This is a genomic window from Bdellovibrio bacteriovorus (assembly GCF_002208115.1).
Taxonomy (GTDB): Bacteria; Bdellovibrionota; Bdellovibrionia; order Bdellovibrionales; family Bdellovibrionaceae; genus Bdellovibrio; species Bdellovibrio bacteriovorus_C.
Map to the genome: position 1 here is coordinate 1,580,084 of NZ_CP020946.1, position 23,267 is coordinate 1,603,350.

Annotated in this window: 20 protein-coding genes; 10 read left to right on the plus strand and 10 right to left on the minus strand. The window is 50.5% G+C overall.

Going from position 1 to position 23,267, the window contains the following annotated elements; translation table 11 throughout:
• Nucleotides 1-38: 38 nt before the first annotated feature.
• Both B9G79_RS07545 and B9G79_RS07550 read right to left on the minus strand, forming a co-directional pair.
• Nucleotides 39-926 carry a trypsin-like serine peptidase gene (locus B9G79_RS07545; RefSeq protein WP_088564973.1) on the minus strand — a complete coding sequence of 296 codons (888 nt, stop codon included), beginning with the start codon at nucleotides 924-926 and terminating at the stop codon, nucleotides 39-41.
• Nucleotides 923-1,405: a DUF3465 domain-containing protein gene (locus B9G79_RS07550; protein WP_232469261.1), complete on the minus strand. Its 483-nt coding sequence runs from the start codon at nucleotides 1,403-1,405 to the stop codon at nucleotides 923-925. The genes B9G79_RS07545 and B9G79_RS07550 overlap by 4 nt, the downstream gene beginning before the upstream one ends.
• 199 nt (nucleotides 1,406-1,604) lie before the next feature.
• Between B9G79_RS07550 and B9G79_RS07555 the strand changes: the two genes are divergently transcribed.
• From B9G79_RS07555 to B9G79_RS07565, 3 genes are all read left to right on the plus strand, one after another.
• A complete protein-coding gene (locus B9G79_RS07555) occupies nucleotides 1,605-2,420 on the plus strand; it encodes a S1 family peptidase (RefSeq protein ID WP_232469262.1) in 816 nt (271 codons plus the stop codon).
• Between the two features lie 97 nt (nucleotides 2,421-2,517).
• Nucleotides 2,518-3,267 carry a ParA family protein gene (locus B9G79_RS07560; RefSeq protein WP_015091405.1) on the plus strand — a complete coding sequence of 250 codons (750 nt, stop codon included), beginning with the start codon at nucleotides 2,518-2,520 and terminating at the stop codon, nucleotides 3,265-3,267.
• Nucleotides 3,268-3,281: 14 nt separating this feature from the next.
• A complete protein-coding gene (locus B9G79_RS07565) occupies nucleotides 3,282-3,752 on the plus strand; it encodes a hypothetical protein (RefSeq protein ID WP_232469263.1) in 471 nt (156 codons plus the stop codon).
• A gap of 139 nt (nucleotides 3,753-3,891) precedes the next feature.
• Here B9G79_RS07565 and B9G79_RS07570 read toward each other — a convergent pair whose 3' ends face one another.
• The 5 genes from B9G79_RS07570 to B9G79_RS07590 form a co-directional block, all read right to left on the minus strand.
• On the minus strand, nucleotides 3,892-4,623 hold the full coding sequence (locus B9G79_RS07570; RefSeq protein ID WP_088564975.1) for a hypothetical protein: 732 nt from the start codon (nucleotides 4,621-4,623) through the stop codon (nucleotides 3,892-3,894).
• 110 nt (nucleotides 4,624-4,733) lie between these two features.
• A complete protein-coding gene (locus B9G79_RS07575) occupies nucleotides 4,734-5,111 on the minus strand; it encodes a hypothetical protein (protein ID WP_088564976.1) in 378 nt (125 codons plus the stop codon).
• A complete protein-coding gene (locus B9G79_RS07580; protein ID WP_088564977.1) occupies nucleotides 5,112-6,056 on the minus strand; it encodes an HD-GYP domain-containing protein in 945 nt (314 codons plus the stop codon).
• Between the two features lie 123 nt (nucleotides 6,057-6,179).
• Nucleotides 6,180-7,208 (minus strand): lactonase family protein, encoded by a 1,029-nt coding sequence (locus tag B9G79_RS07585; protein WP_088564978.1) that lies wholly within the window; start codon nucleotides 7,206-7,208, stop codon nucleotides 6,180-6,182.
• Between the two features lie 20 nt (nucleotides 7,209-7,228).
• Nucleotides 7,229-7,975 (minus strand): class I SAM-dependent methyltransferase, encoded by a 747-nt coding sequence (locus B9G79_RS07590; RefSeq protein ID WP_088564979.1) that lies wholly within the window; start codon nucleotides 7,973-7,975, stop codon nucleotides 7,229-7,231.
• Nucleotides 7,976-8,141: 166 nt separating this feature from the next.
• Between B9G79_RS07590 and recG the strand changes: the two genes are divergently transcribed.
• The 7 genes from recG to cysS all read left to right on the plus strand — a co-directional run bounded on the left by recG (nucleotide 8,142) and on the right by cysS (nucleotide 19,726).
• Nucleotides 8,142-10,229 (plus strand): ATP-dependent DNA helicase RecG, encoded by a 2,088-nt coding sequence (recG, locus tag B9G79_RS07595; RefSeq protein ID WP_088566815.1) that lies wholly within the window; start codon nucleotides 8,142-8,144, stop codon nucleotides 10,227-10,229.
• A gap of 117 nt (nucleotides 10,230-10,346) precedes the next feature.
• Nucleotides 10,347-13,256 (plus strand): RCC1 domain-containing protein, encoded by a 2,910-nt coding sequence (locus tag B9G79_RS07600; RefSeq protein ID WP_088564980.1) that lies wholly within the window; start codon nucleotides 10,347-10,349, stop codon nucleotides 13,254-13,256.
• 81 nt (nucleotides 13,257-13,337) lie between these two features.
• Nucleotides 13,338-13,742 carry a hypothetical protein gene (locus B9G79_RS07605; protein WP_088564981.1) on the plus strand — a complete coding sequence of 135 codons (405 nt, stop codon included), beginning with the start codon at nucleotides 13,338-13,340 and terminating at the stop codon, nucleotides 13,740-13,742.
• 85 nt (nucleotides 13,743-13,827) lie between these two features.
• On the plus strand, nucleotides 13,828-15,963 hold the full coding sequence (locus B9G79_RS07610) for a S8 family serine peptidase (protein ID WP_088564982.1): 2,136 nt from the start codon (nucleotides 13,828-13,830) through the stop codon (nucleotides 15,961-15,963).
• A 217-nt stretch (nucleotides 15,964-16,180) separates the two neighbouring features.
• Complete coding sequence (locus B9G79_RS07615) at nucleotides 16,181-16,675, plus strand: CarD family transcriptional regulator (protein WP_088564983.1); 495 nt, start codon at nucleotides 16,181-16,183, stop codon at nucleotides 16,673-16,675.
• Between the two features lie 120 nt (nucleotides 16,676-16,795).
• A complete protein-coding gene (gene gltX, locus B9G79_RS07620; protein ID WP_088564984.1) occupies nucleotides 16,796-18,268 on the plus strand; it encodes a glutamate--tRNA ligase in 1,473 nt (490 codons plus the stop codon).
• Between the two features lie 9 nt (nucleotides 18,269-18,277).
• A complete protein-coding gene (gene cysS / locus B9G79_RS07625; protein WP_088564985.1) occupies nucleotides 18,278-19,726 on the plus strand; it encodes a cysteine--tRNA ligase in 1,449 nt (482 codons plus the stop codon).
• A gap of 33 nt (nucleotides 19,727-19,759) precedes the next feature.
• Here cysS and B9G79_RS07630 read toward each other — a convergent pair whose 3' ends face one another.
• The 3 genes from B9G79_RS07630 to B9G79_RS07640 form a co-directional block, all read right to left on the minus strand.
• Nucleotides 19,760-20,251, minus strand: a complete 492-nt coding sequence (locus B9G79_RS07630; RefSeq protein WP_232469264.1) for a hypothetical protein — start codon at nucleotides 20,249-20,251, stop codon at nucleotides 19,760-19,762.
• Nucleotides 20,252-20,326: 75 nt separating this feature from the next.
• The gene (locus B9G79_RS07635) at nucleotides 20,327-20,842 is read right to left on the minus strand and encodes a DUF3617 domain-containing protein (protein WP_088564987.1); all 516 of its coding nucleotides are present in this window, start codon (nucleotides 20,840-20,842) and stop codon (nucleotides 20,327-20,329) included.
• A 12-nt stretch (nucleotides 20,843-20,854) separates the two neighbouring features.
• Nucleotides 20,855-23,161, minus strand: coding sequence for a penicillin acylase family protein (locus B9G79_RS07640; protein ID WP_232469265.1), 2,307 nt, complete (start codon nucleotides 23,159-23,161; stop codon nucleotides 20,855-20,857).
• Between the last annotated feature and the right edge of the window lie 106 nt (nucleotides 23,162-23,267).

Genomic DNA, 23,267 nt, shown 5'->3' on the forward strand with positions numbered 1-23,267 from the left:
AAAGAACCTTAGCCCCTAAACGAGAAGCTATGAATATGCTAAAGGTCAATGCGGGGGGCTTTATAGTAAGTCTGACCAAAGCAAAGGCCGACGGCACAGGCGTTGAAGTTGATGCAGCCGCCCTCTTTTTGCACGCGATAGATGTCATCTTCCAAAATGTCATCCATACCGCGAGAAAGGATTCCGACAATTTCACCCTGGGTGTTGTAAAGGGGAGAACCTGAACTGCCAGAGAACGTGTCCACCTGGACTTTGAAAGTATGCATCTCTGGTGTGTCAGAAAGCACGCGTGCATAATCCTTCTTTACTGGCAGACCCAGTGGGTGCGACAGACTTAGCAGAGTTTGATCGGGCTTCAGCAGAACTTCTTTGGCGATCTTGGCCGGGCGCACACCGGGAACGGGGCGATCCAATTCCAGAATCGCGTAGTCGATGTTTTTGCGAATGTTCAGTTCAAACTTCACAATGCCTTTGCAGTTGTAAATTTCCGAAGACGGCAGCAGGGCTTGACGGGATTTTTCTTCGGTCCAGCCGAATATGAAATGACTGTCGTTGCAGTCTTTTTGGTTTTCCACGCAGTGACCGGCCGTCAGTACCAGATTGGGCGCAATCAAAGTTCCCGAACAAAACCCCAGCGTCGGCTGGGTCAGGAACTTTTCATTCGGGCACAGGGGATAAAGCTGTTCCAGTGGGGTGGAGTTCAGCTTAACGACTGGGTTTTGCGCTGGCACCAGTCGGTAAGAATGAACCAGTACGGCCGTAGCCTTGACCAGTTCTTTTTCCGGGGACGACGAGGTGCTGACATCTTCACGGGTGTCGCCGTTGTAAATAGCACCCGGAGCCTCTATTTTGGATAAAGCCTCAGGGGTCGAACCTGTGCAGGCGGCCAGGACCAGTGGAAGAAGGGCGCAGAGAAGGAATCTCACTTTTTAGATCCTTTGCTGTCAGTCAGGCCGGCCACTTGTCCGTTGATGGCGATAAAGCCATCTTCATGAGGACCGCCTTTTTTGGGGTTGATGTGCAGCCAGTGGATCACGGCCTTGTGTGGAGAATACTTGTCGACCACAAAGTCACCGCAGGCGATGATGCGATCGCCGGGTTGATATTCCGGAAGCTTGCCGTATTTCACGTTATAGATCACTTCAATGCGGTCATCGTCGGTGTTCAGGTTTTCATCCAGATCCACTTCAAAGTGCACATGTCCCTGACGGTCTTCCATCAGGCGCACCAGGGTGCCATCCACAAAGGCGCGGGCGGTGAACTTGTTTTCCATGAACTCGCGCCAGGTCAGCACCTGGCTTTCGTTAAATTCCATACGGTCTTTGCGATCGAAACATTGAGGAATGCGATCGCCCGCAAATGCCGAACACGAGATCAAAACAAGAAAGAAAATAAGCGATTTCATAGGTGCTGAATATAACAGGATTTTGCGACGGTTTTGATGGCCATTTCCCCGCTGGAAAAGCTTTCAGGTGGTGTCTAAAGTTTGGCCGTTTTTGCTGGTGAACTTTTGGGCGAAAAACAATAAACGTCACTCTGTGGATTTCTTCACTTTTCCCTCTGAAAATCTGGTAAAACAGAGGTCCAAAACCGCGAGGTGTGTGATGCTTAAGAAACTTTCTTTGACTTTGTTGTCAGTGGCGATGCTTGCAGCCTGTGGGCAGCAAAATACCGCAGAAATTCTGTCGGAAGACTCGCAATCCGGAGTCATTGGCGGTGAAAAGGTTGAAATGGGCAGCCGGATCATGCGTTCCACCGTAGGGCTGTATGATGAAGGCTCTGGTACGTTGTGTACGGGAACTTTGATTTCGAAAGAACTGGTTTTGACGGCCGCACATTGTGTGACCCCGGGTTCCACCCATCAGTTGGTGTTCTTTACTGACGACATTAAAAACATGAATGCTTATAATTCCCGATATGCCATCAAAGCTTTGCGCCATGAGGACTATGAACGAAACCGTGGCCGCAAATATGACACTGCCGACATCGCGCTGGTCCGAATCCGGGGCGAATATATTCCGGTGGGTTATGCCCCGGCACCGATCTTTGCTGACTTTCAAAGTCTGAAACAAGGTTCCGAAGTCGTGGTTGCAGGATATGGACTGAGCTGGGCGTGGGGCGTGAAGAAAGGTTCTGGAGCTCTTCGCACCACGAAGCTCAAAGTCGGTGAGGCCCGCTACGGACAAAACGAGGTTCTGATAGCTCAGTCAGTGAAAAAAGGTGTGTGCAGTGGCGACTCCGGCGGCCCGGCGTATATTGATAAAAACGGTGAATTGTATCTGATGGGCGTGACCAGTCGGGGTGACTCGATGGCGACACCGCTAACGCCGAAATGTTTCCAGTTTTCCATTTATTCGCGTGTGGATGCTTACCTTCCTTGGATCAAAAAAACCTCGGAGTTGTTGTTGAAGGATCGTTAAGCAGCCGCGTCGTGAATTCGAAATCGCGCTTCACATTGCCCAAAAAAAACAGCTAGACTTAGGTGTTGAATTTTATCTACCACGAAGGGAATCGTGTATGGGCAGCATCGTATCATTCATCAATCAAAAAGGCGGCGTGGCAAAAACCACCACCGCCATCAACGTGGCATCTCAGTGGGCGAAGGAAGGCAAGAAAGTTCTTCTGGTCGACCTGGATCCTCAGTCTTCCGCCACTCGTGCGATCTTTGGCGACGAGGATTTTGAAGATACAATCTATGACGTTATCACTGGCGAAGTGCAGGCACAGGACGCCGTTGTTTTCTCTGAAGCCTTCGGCATCGATGTGATCCCGTCTGAAATCATGCTGAGCGGTATTGAAATCTCCATGTCCACCAAGTTTGGCCGTGAAAGCATCCTGAAAAGAGCCCTGGCAGAAATCAAGGAAGAGTACGACATCGTTGTGATCGATTGTTCTCCGTCTTTGGGTCTTTTGACCGTGAATGCGCTGATTGCCTCCAAGGACATCGTGATTCCGATCTGCCCAGAGTACTTCTCTTTGATGGGCATTGATCTGATTCTTGAGACTTTGAAAAGCATCAAGAACGGTCTTGGTCACACCATCAACGTGCGTGGAATCATCATTTCCAAGTACCGCAACCGCCGTATCGTGGAAAAGGTCATCCAGGATCTTCGCACGAACTATTCCATCCCGGTATTTAATAACTTTATTCCAGAATCCATCGCGGTTGAGGAAGCTCACCACAAGCATTTGCCGGTGAATGATTTCTCTCCGAAAAATCCGGCGGGTCTTGCTTTGGCAAGCCTTGCACAGGAAATGTGGAATTGAAAAAGCACAACCCCTTGTTTCTAGATTCAACCCAGCCCGTTGGTGACAAACTGATCACCAACGTGGAGCTATTGGATGCGAGTCTGGCGCCAGGGGAATCGCTGTATCTAGAGGTGACTGACAGCTTCGGGGTGCAGCAAAAGTTTGCTCTTAAGACTGTGGCGACGAAAAAGTCCGTGCGCCACAGTGCCGAGCTTTGGCTGAATCAAAATGAAGAGATCAAGTACAGATTCATTTTGATCTCTGCCGGAGCCGAACTGTTGTCGACAGCAGAAAAGACGGCCCTGGCTGGCGGCGCCATCTCTGAAAAGTGGGACCCTGCCACAGCCGTCAAGGCCTCTGTCGCGCCCAAGGCGAAGAAGGCAATGCCCAAGACACCCAAGTCCTCTGAAATCAAGAAAACCGCATCTATCAAGTCCCAAGGCCTTCTGGGCACCGCTCAAGACTATCAGCAGATGAAGTTCCTGCTGGGTGAGTTGGAGTAGTCATCCTCTTCAGTGAGTGGCAGCTAATTATAAAATTTTTCACAAATTGCAATGAGGTTTATTTCTCTTTGGGTCTCATGTAAACAAGAATATGCACTGAGCTCCTCAGTGCCTTTTTATTTTCCGGACTTAAAAGTGACTACTTAGCGCCTGCTTCAATCCAGCGTTTCATATAGCTCAGTTCGGCTTCGGTCAGCGGAGCCAGAATCGTCTTGCCTCTTTGCGGAGGCATAAAGCGTTTATTCATTCCAGGAACCGTCACCTGATACAGCACGCTTTCTTCGGCGGTGGCTGCTAGCAGGTTGTGGTTATGAAGATCCGCCACTGTTTCCAGGATCGTGCGTTTCGCTGTTTCGGTGCTATGGCAGACCATGCACTTCGGGGCCAGGATTTCTTTTTTCAAATTCTCAAAGCTCAGTTCCAAAGTCGCAAGATCGGTTTTTGGTTTTTGAACAGGAGCTTCAGCTTCGCCACAGTTGGAAAGCTCGCCGACCTTCTGAACGTCAGAACGGCTGCGCATTTGATCATCAATCCACGTTTCAAGGATCTGTTTTTCGCAGGCATTTAATGCCTGATAACCCGAAGACCGCGGGGGCATGGTGCCTTTGTTGATGACAGACAAAATGGAATCTTTTTGCGCCAGCACTTCTTCTGCCGTGTCCATGCTGCGGGAACCCGTGGTGTGACACTCAAGGCAGGTGCTTAGGGCGGTGGATTTCACCACGTCGAAGCTGACTTTTTCGTTTTGGAATTTACTGAAACCTTTGACCTCAAGACCGCCGGTTTTAAACAGACCCAATTCTTCCATTGGATAGCTGCAGCCCACCAAAGAAAGCCCCAAAATTGCCAAGAAAACGAAGTGCTTTTTCATAGTGGCAAAGGTTCTATCAAATTTTGGTGAAGTCAGGGGATTTGATTCAGTGCCGAAGAATAAAATACAAGGGACTGTCAGCTTTTTCGACAGCCCCAGAATGTGGGGTCCTATTTTTTAACTTTTAAAGGCTGAAACGGAGCCACAGAGGCAGGCTTACGACCCCCACGGGCAGTATCAATACAGCTTTGGCGCTGGGTATCGCTGGCTTCCGTATTCTCTCCACATTTGGAAAGCTCGGCCGGGTTGTAGCTTTGCCCTTGGATGCTGTCCCAGCATGCCCAGAAGGCTTTGTCGTCTTGTTGCAGGTGGCAAACCGTAGCGGCATACCAGTCGACGTTTTCGGTTTTAGTGCGCTCTTGGCATTCGCTGATTTCTTTTTCGCCGATGAAGCGTTCGCAGAAACCAGCAGGGTTGGTGGGTTCAAGAGCAATGGCAATCAGCGGAACGCAGGCAATAAGAACCAAAGAATGCAAAACGAGCTTCATCTAAGCGACCTTTATTTTGAAAAGTACTGAATACATGGCTTTCAGCATGTCGGGATCATAACGACCGGCCAGTTTTTCCTTCATCATGGCGACGGCATCCATCGGTGTCATCGGCACGTTGTAGGATCTTTGTGTGGTCATGGCGTCATAGGTGTCGGTGATGGCGACGATCCTTGCAAACGGGTGGATTTCTTCCGCCACCAGTTGCTGAGGATAACCGTTCCCAGCCCAGGATTCGTGGTGCTCAAAACAGGCGGCCTTGATTGCATCACTGATGTTCGGGTGGTTGTTCATGATAACCAAACCGTACTGCGGGTGCATTTTCATTTGCTCCCACTCGGCATCTGTTAAGCCGCCTTTTTTGCAAAGGATGTCCAGACTGACGCTGCGTTTGCCAATATCGTGGAAAAGGGCACCCACACCCAACTCTTCCAAAGTTTTTGCATCATAGCCAAGAGCTTTACCCAAGCCCAAAGAATAAATGCTAACGTCCAAAGAATGATTGTAGGTATAGAAGTCATGTCCGGACAACGAGATCATAAAGCCCATGGCTTCCGGTGCGCTTTCCATCAGGTCAATGAAATCGGTGATAATCGGGCGGGATTCATCCAGCGCCTTGTTCACATCCGGATTTTCAAAGAGATCTTCCATCAACGCAACCGAGGATTCCCGCAGGATTTTGGCTTTATCAAACGGGTTCAGAAGGTCCGAGTTCATTTCTTCCTTCACCCAGTCGCGATAAGTCTGTTTGTCTTCCATGCGCACGAAGAAAGAATCCCCCGTGTCACGTCCGTGCAAAGTTTTGATTTTACCGGAAGCAAGTTTGTCGCCGGCGCGCAGGTAAAGAATATGTTTACCATCCACAAGGATGTAAATGTCAAAACTGGTGACTTTATCAGGGCGAATTGTGCTTAGACGGATGCGGAAGTAAGTCGTGGAATCCATAGGAAAATTCTGCCACGGAAAGGGGGCTTGAAGGAACTAAATCCGCAATAAACAAACAGCTCAGCCCTTGGTCTAGACGTAGAGGGGCGAGCCCCCCTCACAACGTTTCAATGCGGGACGGGATTAGCGTTTCAGCAGCATCTGCACTGGAGTCAATCCCGTGCTAAAAGGAGTCGCACTGGTTCGGGTCAGCGACCCGTCGGTGCCCACATGAAACTGCAGTATTTGGTTTTCAATATAGTCGAGCACATAAGCGGATTGGCCTGCAGCATCCACAGTCACCGTTTCAGGCGAGGCCCCGGCAGGAACTGTTGATTTAAGCTCCAGTGTTCCGCTGTTTTGAATTTCATAGACACTGACGGTTGAAGAAAACGCATTGGCCACATACAGGTGGTTTCCGCTGATGGTCATGCCTTGCGGGCTTGATTCCGTCGCCATCACCTGACGGGATTGCAAAGTGCCATCTGAACCAATGGCAAACACTTCGACTTCGTCAGTGCTGCAGCTAAGCACATAGATGAATTCACCTTGTGAGGCCACCCGGTCCGGCACCAATGCCGTCAGCGCGCCATTGTTGTCCACTGCATACTGGGAAATACTGGCATCAAGAATGTTCACCACATAAGCATACTGACCCTGATTGGAAAAAAGCATGCTTAATGGACCTGCTGTATGCGGCGTGCTCCCCATCGCAGTAAGGCGCCCATCACTGCCTTTGCTGTACTGAGTGATGGATTCACTGCGCAGATTCAGTGAATAAACAAATCTTCCGTCTGGAGAAATCTGCACCGACTGGGGAAACTCTTCCGTGGCAACGAGGCCCAGGGACTGAAGCTTGCCATCAGGGCCGATTTGAAACTGTGAAATCGTGTCGTCACTGGCGTTCACCACATAAAGATGCTCTTGGTTTTGATCCATCAAAAGTGATTTCGCATAATTCCCGGCGGCCGCGACCTCCAAAGGTGCAAGGGTGCCATCAGATGCAATCGAAAAAACACTGATGCTGTCGTCCGAAGAATTCAACACATAAGAAAACCTGGCCGGAGCAGGCGTGGGTGAAGGGGAGGGGGAGGGGCCAGAACCAGAACTGCCAGCACAAGCAGCAAGAGTCAGTATCCAAAGCAAGGTCAAACCAAGGCGCAGGGTTTTCATGGGTTCTCCGTAAAAAAAAGCTAGCGCCCTGGGGCGCTAGTGACGACAAGTCGAAGGATCGATGGGTTGTTACCGGGAACCAGCTCGATTTCTTCATCCAGGATCATGAAGCCCGCACGGCATAGTTCCTGACGAATCACTTCAGCGGGTGGCAGTCTTTTTTGTGCTGTCCAGTGACGGCCATTCATGGCAACCACACCCGGAGCATCTGATTCTGGAGTTTGTCTCCACAAAACATAGTCGGCATCCAGGCAAATGGACTCGAAGCTGTCATCCGGATCGAACTGTGGGCTGAGGATGGAGGTGCGAATCACCAGTTTGCCATCTTCAGCCAGCATTTTGCGAAGGCTTTGCAGGAAGCGCGCTCGATCCAGAGGTAGTGGAATATTAGTAAGGCAGTCGCGATCGTGGATCAAATCGAATTTTTCCTGTAGCTGCTCGATTTGCAGGCTGCCGCCCACGCGGAATGAAATATTCAAGTGCTGCTCCATGGCCATTTTGTGAACAATCGCCACAGAAGAACGGTACATGTCGTAAGCCGCTACTTGCATGCCCAGTTCGGCCAAGGCCATTGCACAAACCCCGTGCGCCGCACCCATGTCCAGGGCTTTCAGCCCTTGGGGGTTTGGGAACAAGTCGGCGCAGACGTCTTGCAGATATTCGACATGATTGCGTTCAGTCAGGCCATTTAAGGCCACCAGAGTTTCACCGTTGATGGCAGTTTTGTGATTGTGAGTGCGGATGAATTGTTGGTATTGAGCTTTCATAAGATCTCCTTTATGCCAACCTATAAAGCACAGGCGGTGCCAGCGGATTTCGCTCTGAAAACGGCTTAATTTTGAGCTGATTGGCCCCCCCGCCGAGTTCCCGGCAGGCTGCGTTGCCGGGGGTTCGGCAGTTGCCGAAATCCCGGTGATTGGCCATAATCACCGCATGGCTCTTCGTCTGGATACGCAAATACAATTTCTTAAAGGTGTGGGTCCCAAGTTGGGGGATCTGTTTTCCCGTAAAGGTCTTAAGACCTTGGGGGACCTTTTTGAGTTCTATCCCCGTGCCTACGAAGACCAGCGCGCGGCACGAAACATTTCAAGCCTGCGCCCGGATGATATCGTCAGCATCAAGGCCACGGTTGTCGCTGTTCACAGCGTGAACATGGGGCGATCGGCACGCAAGATGTATGACGTTCTGGTCAGAGACGCCTCCGGACAGATTCACTGCAAATACTTCCGTGTGCCTTACAAAGGATACTTTGAACGCTTTAAGCCCTTCACCGAAGTTCGTGTGGTGGGAAAAGTCACCGAGTACCGCGGCCGTTTGGAATTCCATCATCCCGATATCAAGGATGTGGAGCCCGACGAAGAAACCCAGGACGCGCTGATCCCGCTGTATACGGAAATTGAAGGTCTTGCCACGGCCAAGATCATGAAGCTGGTGCGTTCGGCGTTTGCGCAAATCGAAGAATGGCCGGAAGAAGCGTTCCCGAAATGGATGCGCGAAAAGTACAATCTGATTCCGCGCAAAGACGCCTTGAAGGACATCCATTTTCCGGATCCGAACAAGGCCAAGGAGTATTCTGAATTTAAAACTGCGGCCCAAAAACGCATCATCTTTGATGAGTTTTTCTGGTTGGAACTTTATTTGGCCTCTAAAAAGGCAGGCTTCCAGAAAGAAGGGGCTCCGCAGATCAGAAATTCCGGCGAAAAGATGCGGGCATTGCTTCAGTCTTTGCCATTTGAAATGACAGGCGCACAAAAGCGCGTCTTCACTGAAATCAAAGCCGATCTGGAAAAAGGCCACCCTATGCACCGAATGGTGCAAGGGGATGTGGGAAGCGGAAAGACGCTCGTGAGCTTTATGGCCGCCATCTATGCCGCAGAAAGCGGTTATCAATCCTGTTTGATGGCGCCGACAGAAATTCTGGCTGAACAGCACTTTAAAAATGCGCGCAAGGTGCTTGAGCCTTTGGGTGTTCGTCTAGGGCTGCTGGTGGGTAAATCCAAAGCCTCGGAGCGAAAAGCTCTGCTGGCGGCTTTGGCAGCCGGCGAGATTGATTTGATTATAGGCACCCATGCCCTGATCGAAGATGAAGTGCAGTTCTCAAATCTGGGACTTGTGATCATCGACGAACAGCACAGATTCGGGGTTGAACAGCGCGGGGTTTTGAAGAACAAAGGAAACTCTCCGCACTTCCTGGTGATGACCGCGACTCCGATTCCCAGAACTCTGGCCATGACTGTGTACGGGGACCTGGATGTTTCCATCATCGATGAAATGCCGGCCGGTCGAAGCCCGATTCAGACGCGCGCAACGTTTGAAAGCAAACGCCCTCAAGCCCTGCAATTTATGCTGGAACAAATCCAAAAAGGCCGTCAGGCCTATATCGTTTATCCTCTGGTGGAGGAAAGCGAAAAGATTGATCTGAAAGATGCAGTGTCGGAATACGAAAAGCTGAAAGAGCTTTATCCGCAGTTGAAGATCGGTCTTTTGCACGGGAAGATGAAACCAGATGAAAAAGACCAGGTCATGGATCAGTTCCGCAAAAATGAAATCCAGGTTCTGGTTTCCACCACCGTCATTGAAGTCGGTGTCGACGTGCCGAATGCCAACATCATGATCATCGAACATGCTGAACGTTTTGGTCTGTCGCAGCTGCATCAGTTGCGCGGCCGCGTGGGACGGGGAGAATACAAAAGTTTCTGTATTCTGATCATGGGTTATGCCGTGTCTGAAGAAGGCAAAGCCCGCACCGAGATGATGGAAAAGACCTCGGACGGATTCAAGATCGCTGAGTTCGATCTTGAAATGCGCGGCCCGGGTGAGTTCATGGGGACCAGGCAGTCAGGTCTTTCCGGCTTTAAACTGGCAAACCTGGTACGTGATATGGCCATCCTGCAGGAAGCCCGTGAAGCGGCTTTTGAGGTTCTAAGAAAGGATCCAAAACTTTCCTACGTCGAGAATCAAGGTTTGAAGGCCGAGCTTTTGCGCGAGCACGGTCCAGCCGCTCTAGCTGGTATTGCCTAATGTGACAACCTTTCCTGTTTGAAATATTCGTGTGTCATTCTGAGAAAATGCCTTAAGTGAGGGTTGTTAAGGGCCGATCAATGATGGGCTGTTAACTGAACGTTTCGAGGAATTGGAATGACCACGAAGTATATTCGCAACCTGCTTCTTACACTGAATCTTCTGCTGCTGACGGCGTGTTCGTTGGATGCGGAACTCTTTGAAAAAATCAAATCCACCTCCGAAGCTTCCACCGATCTGAGTCTTAAGATTTCTGATTTGCCCACGAACGTTCCTGAATCCTTCCCTTATTATGGACAGGTTCAGGTCACAGGTCTTTCCAGCGGTCTTTCAAGTTTCAGCACTCCGGCTTTATCCCTTCAAGACAGCACGTGTCCGGGGCTCTCCATCAATGCCGATGGCTGGATTTCCGGAGTGCTTGACAAGGTTTCTGGCGAAAGCTGCGAATTCAAAGTCAAGGTCACTCAAGGCTCTGTCAGTGTGGTGTCCGATGTTATCAGTCTGGGTGTGCAAAACAGCTTGCAGTTGACCTTATCTCAGGAAAACTTCAGCTTTGATTCCGGTGCGCCAACGCAAAATACGGTGTTGAATCTTTCAGCTCCGGCGCCTTTTGCGACCTATTTGGATTACTCCATATATTCCGCCAATTCCGAATCATCACTGTTTAATGGAATGAACACTGGGAAGATTCTGGTTCCAGCCGGAGCCACCTCTGTCGTTATTCCTCTGACTTTGCAGGCGGGTCTGTCTTTGTCATCCGCCGAACATCAAACCATTCAGCTCAACAGCGGTATGAGTGGGCTTAAACCCAAAATCGAACTGGTCATTCCGTTGGAGTTTACTGGCGGAGCTCCTGCGCAGGTTTTTCAGGACATCAATGTCTCTGATACCCATATCTGCGCGATTTCGGATGGCAAGCTGTATTGCTGGGGTAATAACGACAAGTACCGTCTTGGATTGGGGGCTGGGGATCAGGACAATCGCACAAAGCCTGTCCGTGTGGGAACTTCCACGACATGGCAAAAGGTGGCATTAAGTTCTGAGGGTACCTGTGGGCTCAATGGGGGCAAGCTTTATTGCTGGGGTCGCAACGATGCGGGACGATCGGCAACCGGGTCCATGGTGCCGTCTGAGGTTACAGAGCCTACTCAGGTGGGTGCAGATTCCGACTGGCAGGACCTGGTCGGTGGTACTCATTTCTCATGCGGTATCAGATCAGGTGAATTGTACTGCTGGGGTTTCAACCAGTTTGGTCAGCTCGCCACCGGAGATATTCTGACAAAATACAGTCCTACAAGAGTTGGCGCCAGTACAACCTGGCAGAAGATTTCTGCAGGTGGATCCCATGTGTGCGGTCTTGATTCCGGAAAACTTTATTGCTGGGGCGCGGGGTCTCGTCTGCAACTCGGGAATAATGCTAGCGTGACTCGGCAGCAGTCGGTTTTGCAGGTGGGTGCCTCGGCATCTTGGCAGGATGTTGTGGCCGGAAATGATCACACCTGCGGTATCAATGCTGGAAAGCTTTACTGCTGGGGTGACAACTATTCCGGGCAGTTGGGGCTGGGAGCTGCAGAGGCAGGCAATATCATCGGTGCGATTTCCCAAGTGGGTACTGCTTCCGACTGGGAAAGTCTTGCGGCAGGGGGGAATCACACCTGCGGAATTCGAAACGGTGGCGATCTTTACTGTTGGGGTGCTGTAAGTTATCAAAGCGGCGTGTGGGAACCAACCCGCATTGGCACCGACAGTACTTGGAGCAAAATTAGCACAAGCTATTACATGACCTGCGGAATCAATAACGGATCCGTGCTGTGCTGGGCGCATGACGAGAGCACTATTAATTACATCGGATTGGGCGAGGATCGGGCCGAGATTGCCCACAAACCTCATAGAGTGGGCCTGTCTACATCCTGGTCTTTGCCAAGTGCGGGATATGGTCATTCTTGTGCGATCAATGCGGGTCGCCTGTACTGCTGGGGTGATAACTCCAGTTTCCAGTTGGGGCAAAATGACAACGGATCTTTGGCGTCAATCATTGTTCCTCAACAGGTTGGAAACTCCAAGGCCTGGCAGAAAATCGCCAGTGGCGGGGGGCACACCTGTGGCATTAAAGAGGGTGAATTGTACTGCTGGGGCTTAAACGTGGGATTTGACTTCGGCGGAGGAGGTCCACCGCCACCACCACCTCCTCCGGGCGGCGGTGGTTTTATGCCGATGAATGTTTCACCGGTTTCGCAAGTTCCTACGCGTGTGGGGACTTCCAAGGCGTGGACGGCCATTGCCGCGGGTTCCGGTCAGTTGTGCGGAATCAACGGTGGAAAAATGTATTGTTGGGGGCAGAACTCCGACGGGCAGATGGCGGCTGATCCGGCCACGGTGCCTTTGGTGGAAGAGCCTACTCAAGTCGGCACTTCTGATAAATGGCATGCCGTGGGGATCAGTTCCTATCATTCCTGTGGTATCGATGACGGCAAGCTTTATTGCTGGGGTTACGGCGATGACGGGGAATTGGGTGACGGCAATAACACCTCTTCACACACGCCTGTTCGTGTGGGATCTGACTCTGATTGGACCGCCGTTGTAGCGGGCAACCTGCATACCTGTGGTATTCGCTCAGGTCAGCTTTACTGTTGGGGTGGATCCTATCAGGGGGCTTTGGGGACTGGAAGCATGGTTGATGCATCGACTCCGCAGCGTGTGGGTGTCTCGTCATCTTGGACTGAAATTGCCTCGGGCTTTGAAAATAGTGCTGTCTGTGGCATTGATGGCGGCAAACTGTTCTGTTGGGGTTCTGATGGCTGGGGGCAGCAGGGCAATGGTTCTGCCTTCACTGGTGCGGAAGTTGTGCCTATTCAGTTAGGAACTTCTACCAATTGGCAAAAAGTTTCTGTTGGCGAAAGAAACGTGTGCGCGGTGAATGCAGGGAAACTCTTCTGCTGGGGTGGCAATAATAACGGCCAATCGGCACTTCCGCCGACACCGGGCGCTGCTGATCCGACAACGCCAACGCTGATCACTGGTTTCTAAGAAAAAATAGCGGAACATTTTGCTGTTGCATCCGCGAATTTTGTTTGTCATCCTTTTCTTAGATCACAAGGATGTGCTCTTATGAAATTGCTCTTCAGCGTAGTTACGGCAACAGTTCTGTTCTCTCTTCAATCATTGGCGGCGGCACCTTCTTATAAGGTGAACATGCGTGTCGGTTTGAAGGGGGCTTCTCCTATTTCTATCAATACTGTTGCAAAATCCGGCAAAAAAAGCTTCGTCAGTGAAATTTCTGACGATGGACAAAGCGAAACACTGGTGGAAGTGTTTGCGCGCAAATCCCAAGTGAATAAAAAAGACGGTCTTTATATGGATGTGACCGTGACAAAACGTGTGCGTGGGCAAAAGAAACTCGCGGAACGCGCGCAGATTTTTGCTCCTGACAATCAAGAGATGGAATTTGGCATGAATTCCAAGGGTCGCACGGCAGGGAATCTTTCTCTGGCGGTGATGGCTCATCAGCTTTAAAAAATCACTCAGCGCATCAATATACTAAGTACCCCTTGCGACTGGACTTCGGTCGTGATCTGATTTTGTACTCAGAGGGGGTATTATGAATCATCTTGTGAAGGGCATCACGGTCTCTACGGTCGCGGCAGTTCTTTCTGTCAGCGTGGCACAAGCAGGCACAGTATTGAAATTCAATGCTGGCGCTATCGACACCAACAAACTTACCAGCAACTACGCTGCTTCCTGGATGATGGAAGCCAAAGCAACTGAATACATCGTTCAGTTCAAAAAAGCGGTGACTGAAAAAGACAAAGCGGCCTTGAAGGCTCAGTTTGAAGTGTTCGGCTATCTTCCTGATGATGCTTTGGTTGTTCGCGGGATCTATTCTGATCTTGTGACTTTCAAAACCAACCACCCTGGTGTTCAGGCTGTGGTGAAGTACTCGGCTCAATATAAAGTGAGCACGTCCTTCGCTCCGGCCAGCGTCTTTACCAAAGACAATATGGTTGCAGTTCTTGTGAACACTTTCAAATCCCACGAAGTGGAAGTGATCGCCTCTAAAATTGAAAAAATGGATGTTAAAGTAGCAGTTCAAGTTGTTGATGGAAAGCACATCACAGCTTTGATTCCTCGTGGGCTTGTTCCGGCGGTGGCTGCTTTGACAGGTGTTGAGCACGTTCAACCGGCTCCAGTAATTGAATCCTTCCACTTTGCGATGGATGAGGACCTGGCCGGTCAGGTTTCTGCAACTGCAGCGGGTGATTATTCAGACCTGACGGGCGATGAGTCCGGCACTCGTTTGATGAACTTTGATGCAGCTTGGGCCATGGGCTATGCAGGGAAAGGTCAGACTGTTTCCATGGCGGATACAGGTCTTGATTCTGGTAACACCGGCGCGATCCATCAGGATTTCGCAGGCGGCGTGATCTCGGGTTATCCTTTTGGTTTGTGGTCTAAATCATGGTCTGATCCAATGGGTCACGGGACTCACGTTGCCGGATCTGTGATGGGTCGTGGTACAGCTTCCAAGGGCTTGCTGAAAGGCGGCGCTTATGAAGCTAACATGGTGGCTGAAGGCATGTGGTCTCCAATGATGAAGAACTTGAGTGTTCCATCCAAACTAGGGGATTTGTTTGAAAAAGCCTTCGCTGATGGCGCTCGTATCCACACCAACTCTTGGGGTGGTGCTCGTACCTTCGGTGCTTATGACAACTTCGCAGTTCAAGTGGACGAATGGTCTTACGCGAACCCGGATATGTTGATTCTGTTTGCGGCTGGTAATAGCGGCGCGGATAAAAACAAAGACGGCCGTATTGATTCCAACTCCATGGCTTCTCCGGGCACAGCGAAAAACGTTTTGACCGTGGGCGCTTCTGAAAACGTGACGAAGTCCGGTGGTATTCAGGTACCAATCAGCAAGCTTCGCGCGGCTAAGGATGAATGGCCGGCAGAACCAATCTACAGCTCTTACATCTCTGATAACGGCAACGGCATCGCGATGTTCTCTTCCCGTGGTCCAACGACAGATGGCCGTACCAAGCCTGATATCGTGGCTCCGGGCACAAACATCCTGAGCGTGTTCTCTCAGGAAAAAGATGCTTCTCCACTTTGGGGCGCTTACAACAAAGACTATGTCTGGTCTGGTGGTACGTCCATGGCGACTCCGCTGACGGCGGGTGCGGCGGCGATTGCTCGTCAGGTGCTTGTTGAAAAATTGGGCATCAAAAATCCATCTGCGGCTTTGATGAAAGCAACTATGCTTCACACGGCTGTTGATATGTACCCAGGTCAGTTCGGTGAAATCGGTGCAGCTCGTGGTCAAGAGATTCTGACTCGTCGTCCGAACTCTGATGAAGGTTACGGCCGTGTGGACGTGGCTAACATCGCCAACTTGGGCGGTGCTACTCAGTTCGTCGACAACCGTCAGGGTGTGGCTCAAGGAGCTGAGGTTTCCTACGAATTCACTTTGAATGCGCCAGGCAGCCTGTATGCGAACCTTGTTTGGACCGATGCTCCGGGTTCGGCGAATGCGGCCCAAGCCTTGGTGAACGATTTGGATCTGGTTCTGACTTTGCCAAACGGTCAGACCCTGAGCATGAACGATCACATCAACAATCTTGAGATGATCGAAAAGTCCGGCTTGCCGGCGGGTACTTACAAGCTGACTGTAAAGGGCTTTAAAGTTCCGCAAGGTAAGAACGGCGCTCAAGCTTATGCTCTAGTCTATACGGCTAAATAGGTCTTGATAACTGTTTTAAGTATTCGAAAATACTGGAAAAAGGCTCGGATGATTCCGGGCCTTTTTTGCTTTTAAAAGGCTTCTGAAATAATTTCCAATGCGCTGCTCCCGTTTGATAACTCGTGTCAAATTTGATAGAACTGTCGAGGTTGCAAGTCTGTCCTAAGGTCTAGGCCTTATGGATGTATAGTCCCTTTTCCCTTGGGGAGGTTCGTGAATGCAGACGTTTGAAGTCGGTGATAATGCAGTTTATCCTGGATACGGCGTTGTTAAAGTGGTTTCTATTGAAACCAAAGAGATGCTTGGTACTAAGACTACGTTCTACAACATGCAGTTGGTGGACACAGGTCTGAAGATCATGATCCCTACCACGAACGTGAAGTCCGCGGGTCTGCGTCCTATCATCTCCAAGTCCGAAGCATCCCGAGTTGTTGGAATTCTTAAAGAAAAAGACATCAAGATCGACAATCAGACATGGAATCGCCGTTATCGCGAGTACATGGAGAAGATCAAAACCGGTTCCGTATTCGAGATTGCTGAAGTTTTACGCGATTTGTTCCTTTTGAAAGCGGACAAAGAGCTGTCCTTCGGTGAGCGCAAGATGCTTGATTCTGCGCGCAGCCTGCTGTTGAAAGAGCTGACTTTGGCGACAAGCCAGGAAGAGCTGTTCAAAGAGGAAGAAGTTAAAGCCATCTTCGGTATCACGGGTTAGGCTTTTTTAACCAGCCGAGAAAGGCTGGACGACTTTCAAAAAACATAATAAATTCGGGGCTTGGTTTAATGACCAGGCCCTTTTTGTTTTTTAAGGCCTTTCCCAGCTTTGGAGTTCCGCATGTCCTCGAAAATCTCTCCGCATGTTCGTGTTCGTTTTGCCCCATCCCCAACGGGTTATTTGCACGTGGGGGGCGCAAGAACCGCTCTTTACAACTACCTTTTCGCCAAGAAAAACGGCGGTGAGTTCATCCTGCGTATCGAAGACACGGACGAGGCCCGTTCCACTCAAGAATCCCTGCGTGGGGTGGTGGATGACCTGGTTTGGCTGGGTTTGAAATGGGACGAAGGCGTGGACCCGGTGACGTTGAAAGACGTGGGCCCGAGTGGTCCTTACCGTCAAAGTGAGCGTCTGCATATCTACAAAGAAATCGCTGATCAGCTTCTGAAAGAAGGCAAAGCGTACTATTGCTTCATGACCGAAGAGGAAATTGAAAAGCAAAAAGCCGCAGCCGGAAGCTTTGCTCACCTGGTGTCTCCTTATCAGGATTGGTCTTTGGAACAAGCTTTGGAGCGTCTGAAGACCGGCGACAAAGCCGTGGTTCGTTTCAAAACCAAAAATCTGGTGAAAGATTATATCTTCACCGATCTTGTGCGCGGTGAAGTGAAGTTCCCATCCGACATGGTGGGGGACTTTGTCCTGCTTCGTTCTGACGGAATGCCGGTTTACAACTTCTGCTGCGTGGTCGATGACCACCTGATGAAGATGACCCATGTTTTCCGTGCGGAAGAACATCTGCCAAACACTCTTCGTCAGTTGATGATCTATGAGGCGATGAACTGGCAGGCGCCGGAGTTCGGTCATATGGCTTTGATTCTGGATGAAGACCGCCAAAAACTTTCCAAGCGCAAAGGCGCTGTAGCTTGCGGTCAGTTGAAAGACGAAGGTTATCTGGCAAGTGCCGTTTTGAACTTCATCGCATTGCTGGGATGGTCTGATCCTCAAGGGCGAGAGATCCTGTCTGTGAAAGACATGCTGGAAGTGTTTGATATTTCCCGTTTGAATCCATCCGGTGCGATCTTTGACCGTGTGAAATTCAAATGGATGAATGCGCAGCACCTGCGTGCGTTGCCAAACGCGGAACTTTGGACGGCGGTGGCTCCGTTCCTGGCTCGTGAAAACATGGATCTGCCAAGTGATCCTGCGTGGCAAAGCAAGTCTTTGGATTTGTTCAAGCCCTACATGGAAGTCCTGGCTGATGCGATCGAACTGTATCGTCCGTTGAATGATAAATCTTATGTGATCCTGCCGGAAGCCGATGAAACCCTGAAGTGGGAATCCACCAAAGCGGTTCTGACCTCCTGGAAAAACCTGCTTCAGGCGCACCCTTCTGACTATATGACAGAAGAAGAGTTCCTGAAAATGCAGGATGAAGTGAAAAATCAGACCGGTTCCAAAGGCAAACACCTGTTCATGCCGATTCGTGTGGCGGTGATCGGGAAGCCTCATGGTGCGGAACTGAAGACACTTGTGCCGTTGATGAAAAAATCCTCGCTGGTGGCCCGCGCAGAGCAGGCCCTGGCAAAAGTGTAGGTTTTAACTATGTTGAAGATTCACAATTCTCAAAGCAAGCAGCTTGAAGATTTCACACCACTGACGCCGGGACAGGTGAAAATGTATGTGTGTGGTCCGACGGTGTATAACTTCCTGCATGTGGGGAACTTCCGCGGGCCGGTGGTCTTTAACATGGTTCGCAACTGGCTGGAGCACCTGGGTTACAAAGTGACCTACGCCCTGAATTTCACGGACGTGGATGATAAGATCATCAACCGTGCGAACGAGCTGGGTATGACTCCGACTGAGTTGTCTGAAAAATACATCGCAGAATACAAAAAAGATTTCGCGATGCTGGGGCTTCGCCCGCATGACATGAATCCGAAGGTGACGGAGCACATGGATGACATTCGCTCCATGGTGGAAAGCCTGGTCAGTCAGAAAAAAGCCTATGAAGCACAAGGCGATGTTCTTTATTCCATCGAATCCTTCAAGGATTATGGCAAGCTGAGTGGTCGCAACACCGACGACTTGTTGGCGGGTGCCCGTGTTGAAGTCGATGAAAAGAAACGCAACCCCATGGATTTTGCCCTGTGGAAAGCGGCAAAGCCGGGTGAAGTGTCCTGGCCATCGCCTTGGGGCCCAGGGCGTCCGGGCTGGCACATTGAGTGCTCGGCGATGATCAAAAATCTTTTCGGCGATCAGATCGACATTCACGGGGGCGGCATGGACTTGATCTTCCCGCACCACGAAAATGAAATCGCACAAAGTGAAGGCTGCACCGGCAAAGCCTTCGTAAAATACTGGATGCACAACAACATGCTGAACTTCGGCGGGCAGAAAATGTCCAAGTCTTTGGGGAACATCGTGACTATGCGAGAATTCCTGGAGATGTACAACGCCGAGATCTACAAATGGATGATCCTGTCTGCGCACTATCGCACATTGAGTGACTTTGGTGATGAAGCCGTCGAGCGCGCCGTGGGCGGGTTGTCCCGTGTGTATTCTGCGCTTTCCATGGCTGAAAGCTATCTGACTGCGGAAGTGACTCAGGAGGATGCTGCTTTTGCGAAAATCACGCAAGACGCCTGGAAGAAAGTGGAAGAAGCCATGAATCATGACTTCGGAACACCGGATGCGTTTGCGGCGATGTTTGAAGTGGTCCGCCAGTTCAATGCTCAGGTTCGCCGTGGCATGAAAGTGAACCCAGCGATTCAAGGCAAAGCTTTGGCTTTCCATAACTTCGTTCGCAAAATGGGTTCAATGATGAGTTTGTTCCAGGAACCGGCGCACGCCTTCCTGATCAAGCTTGATGATATGTTGCTGAAGAAAATGAACCTTGAAAGGTCTGCAGTGAATGCATTGGTTGCAGAACGTGGCGAGGCTCGCGCAGCGAAGGACTTTGCGAAGTCTGATGAATTGCGCGCGAAAATCACCGCTTTGGGCATTTCAGTCAGCGACACTCCGGAAGGAAGCTTCTGGGAAGTGACGAAGTAGAAGTAAATGTTAAAAGCCCTCGTGATGAGTTTTTTATAGTCCCGCGATAATCGAATTCAAATCCGGTTTTGAGATCGGCATTTTGCCGCTGTCGCGGGTGTTTTTGCTGACGACTCCAAACGGGATGTCACCCCACCAGCGTTCGACCATGGTTCCGTCGGCCATGGTCATGCTCATTTTGCAGGTGTCATAGGTTCCCGCCGGGGCGATGAGCTTTTCCAGGGTTCCGCCATTTTTCACGCAGTCCACAATCAGGGCTTTATATTTTGCCGGGGAGTAGAGGTCCGAGATCTCCATCGTCTCACTGGTTTTTTCTGTGCCAACGACGGCTTCGATTTTTATTTTCCAGATGTTCTTTTTTTCGTCGTGGCCGATGACTTCTTTGGTGATTTTCACGGCGTTGGTTTCGCCGCTGACGGTGCTCATGGTCCCTGTCCAGGAAACTTTGTCACCGACATTGGGATAGGCCAAGGCGGTCGTGATAAACAGGGTGGTGAAAGCTGCCAGTAAAGATTTGGTAAACATAAAGCCTCCTTCCATGGAATGCCACTAGCATGGCATCCAAAGAAAAAGGCTGAAAGTCCAAGAGCGAATCAGGTGCTAAAGTACAGGCTTCACTTTACCGCAATCAGCAGAAATAAACTTACCCTGATAGCGAATTTGTGTGTTGCTGCCTTTGCTGGTTTTGCCGTTCATCAAGCCTTCGTATTCGTTGCTGGATTTGGCATTCCATTCAAAGTCACCCTTGGCGTCGTCTTTCGGACAGTCAAAAGTTCCCGCCAGCTTCTTGGCAGTCTGCGTGGTGATCTTGGTGGTGCAGGCCTTGGTGCCTTCCATCACTTTGTTGGGATTTTTCAGCATGTCGGCAGTGTAGCAGATACGATAACCATTTTTTGTGACGGGGATTTTGTCAGAGCCCGATAGCATCGCTTCCATCTTTTTTCTTTGCTCGGGTGGCAGTTGTTCCAGGGCTTTGTTCATTTCAGCCATAGGATCAAAGGCTTTTCCGTCCAGGGTCATTTGCATTTTTACTTCCCAAAGGCCGGGCTTGATATCAAAAGCTGCGAATGATGTGGAAGCGGTAAAAAGTGCGGTGAGCAAAATCAAAAACTTCATGAAATCCTCCGGTTATTGGGGTGTCAGTTTCAGTTCGTATTTTTTGTTCTTTTCAATGTCTTCGGCCGCCATGTATTGCGGGCGATATTTTCCATCCAGGAACAATTGCACCTGGTCTTTATAGAAGGGTGACAGGATATGACCGGAAATGCCAATGGGATTAATGCCCCAACTGGTTTGGGGGCGGGCAAAATCAATCACCCGGCGAGTGCTGGGTCCTGCCACCACATTGAAGTCACCACCAAGGCCGCGCATCTTGTTGTTGTTGATTTCATTGTAGGCGCCCGGCATCGGGTAGGGCCCCAGATTAAATATCTTGTCCAGTGGGAAGCTGCGGCCCAGAGGGTGTTTGTATTCCACCGTGTGCAAGTCGCCCCAGGGAATGTCCTGCACTTTTTCAATCGCGGTTAAGAAAGCTTGCGTGATCAGTTGATCCTGATTGCGATCTTTCCACCAAGGCGATGCGTCGTCCAAAACGGCGCGCTCATAAAAGGCCCAGGCGTACGGAGTCGTCAGATAGGTGGCCTTCATTTCTTCCGGTACATCTTTTAGCAGCAGCAATACCAGTTCGTTGTTCCACTGATGGTACAAGCTGGCTTCGACGGATTGAACATCTGAACGCAGGTTCCAGTTTTTCAGGGCGTTCAGTTCAGTTTCGTATTTTAGATTCTGCGCTTCATCCAACTGCAGGTGATCATTCAGTTTGTCTAACAGCTCACGGGTTTTATAGTTGAAGTTGTCTGTTTGCAGGGCGCGCACATCATCGGCACTCCACAGGTCTTTTTCGCCCAAGGCACGCACCAGGGTCTGATAGCGGTCATCGGACTGCCAGTCTCCGCGGATGTTTTCGGCGATGCCATCGGGACGGGAATTGGCCGTGACGATGATGCCGTTTTCAGGATTTATTTTGTGGGGTTTGTCTGCCCATGCAAGCACACGCTCGTATTCATCCAGACCCGAAGCTCCGTCCAAAATCATATCCGAGTTCGGATTCTTCTTAATGGCGATATCACCAAAGATCCACCACGCGATATTTTCGGCATCCGCGTACATGACATTCAAGCCCGGTGCGGTTCCGTATTGCAGGGCTGTTTCAAAGGCTGCCATGTTCGGCGCTTTGCCCATTTCAAAAAGGGCCTTCATCGGATTGTTTTCGGGGCGGTGATAAGCCCACTTTAATGCCAAACCTTTGCGTTTCAAGGTTTCATCCATGATCGGGCCATGATTGGTTTCAATCATGTTCAGCACCAGATCTGGTGCATCTTTGATTTTGATGGTTTCAGTCCATTCCTGATAAGGGACTTCCTTTCCCATGAAGACGGCGGTTTTCTTGTCCTTATTCAGGGTTTCGGCAAACAGATCCATATCGTCGGATAAAGACATAGTGAAACCCCAGGCATGCTGGCGGCTGTGGCCTAGGATGGCGAAGGGAACCAGCGGAAGGTAGTGGCCGTAAAGTTCAAACTCCGGGGTTTGGATGTGGGCTTCGACCCAGGTTGCGGGGTGAGAAAAACCAATGTGAGGATCGTTGGCAAAAATACTTTTGCCGGACTGCGAACGGTCCGGCCCGATCAGCCACGCATTGCTGCCTTCAAAAGAGGCGGTGAAAAGATTTTCAGTCAGCAGTTCAAACGGGGTGAATCCGCCCTGAAGGGATGTGATCTTTAGTGGGGCTTTCAGCGGCACATTGCGAAGTCCTTGGAAGGATTCCGGGGAAAGCTTCCCGGCAAGTTCGGTCATCAACGGGTCGGCTTTTAGTGCGATCCCAAAGCTGTAAGCCATGTGGCCGGTCATGATGTAAGCATCCAAAGGCGAAAACGGGCGGGGTTTTAGTCCCACGAGCGCCATTTCATAGGGGGCTTTTTGAGTGCTGATGTATTGATTCACACCTTCAAAGTAGGCCTCCATCTCATCCCACATACTCTGATCAAAACGGCCCTCGGCTTTTTCCTTTGCAAGCATGCGTTCGACTGATCGGCGAAGCATCAGGCTGCGGTACAATTTGTCGCTGGGAAGGGCCAGCTCTCCGAAGATCTCGGAAAGTTCCCCTTGAGTCATACGGCGGGAAAGCTCCATTTGGAAAAGTCTTTCGCTGGCCATGACAAAGCCCAGGGCTTTCAAGGCGTCTTTCTTATTGGCCGCTTTGATATGAGGAATGCCGTATTGATCGCGAATCACGGTCACGGGCTCAGACAGCCCTTTAAGCGGAAGTGAGCCCTCCATCGGTGGCAGGGACTGGCGCAAGAATAGATAACCCCCCAAGCAGAAGACGGTAACCAAGATGAAGAATACGAGAAGGCTTCGTTTGAGTGTTTTCATCCCTCAACTGTCGGCGGGGTCTGGGAGGGAGGCAAGAAAACCTTTAATTGCCACCTCGCATATAACGCAGAGTAGAGCCAAAAAAGGACGGGTACTTTTATATGAT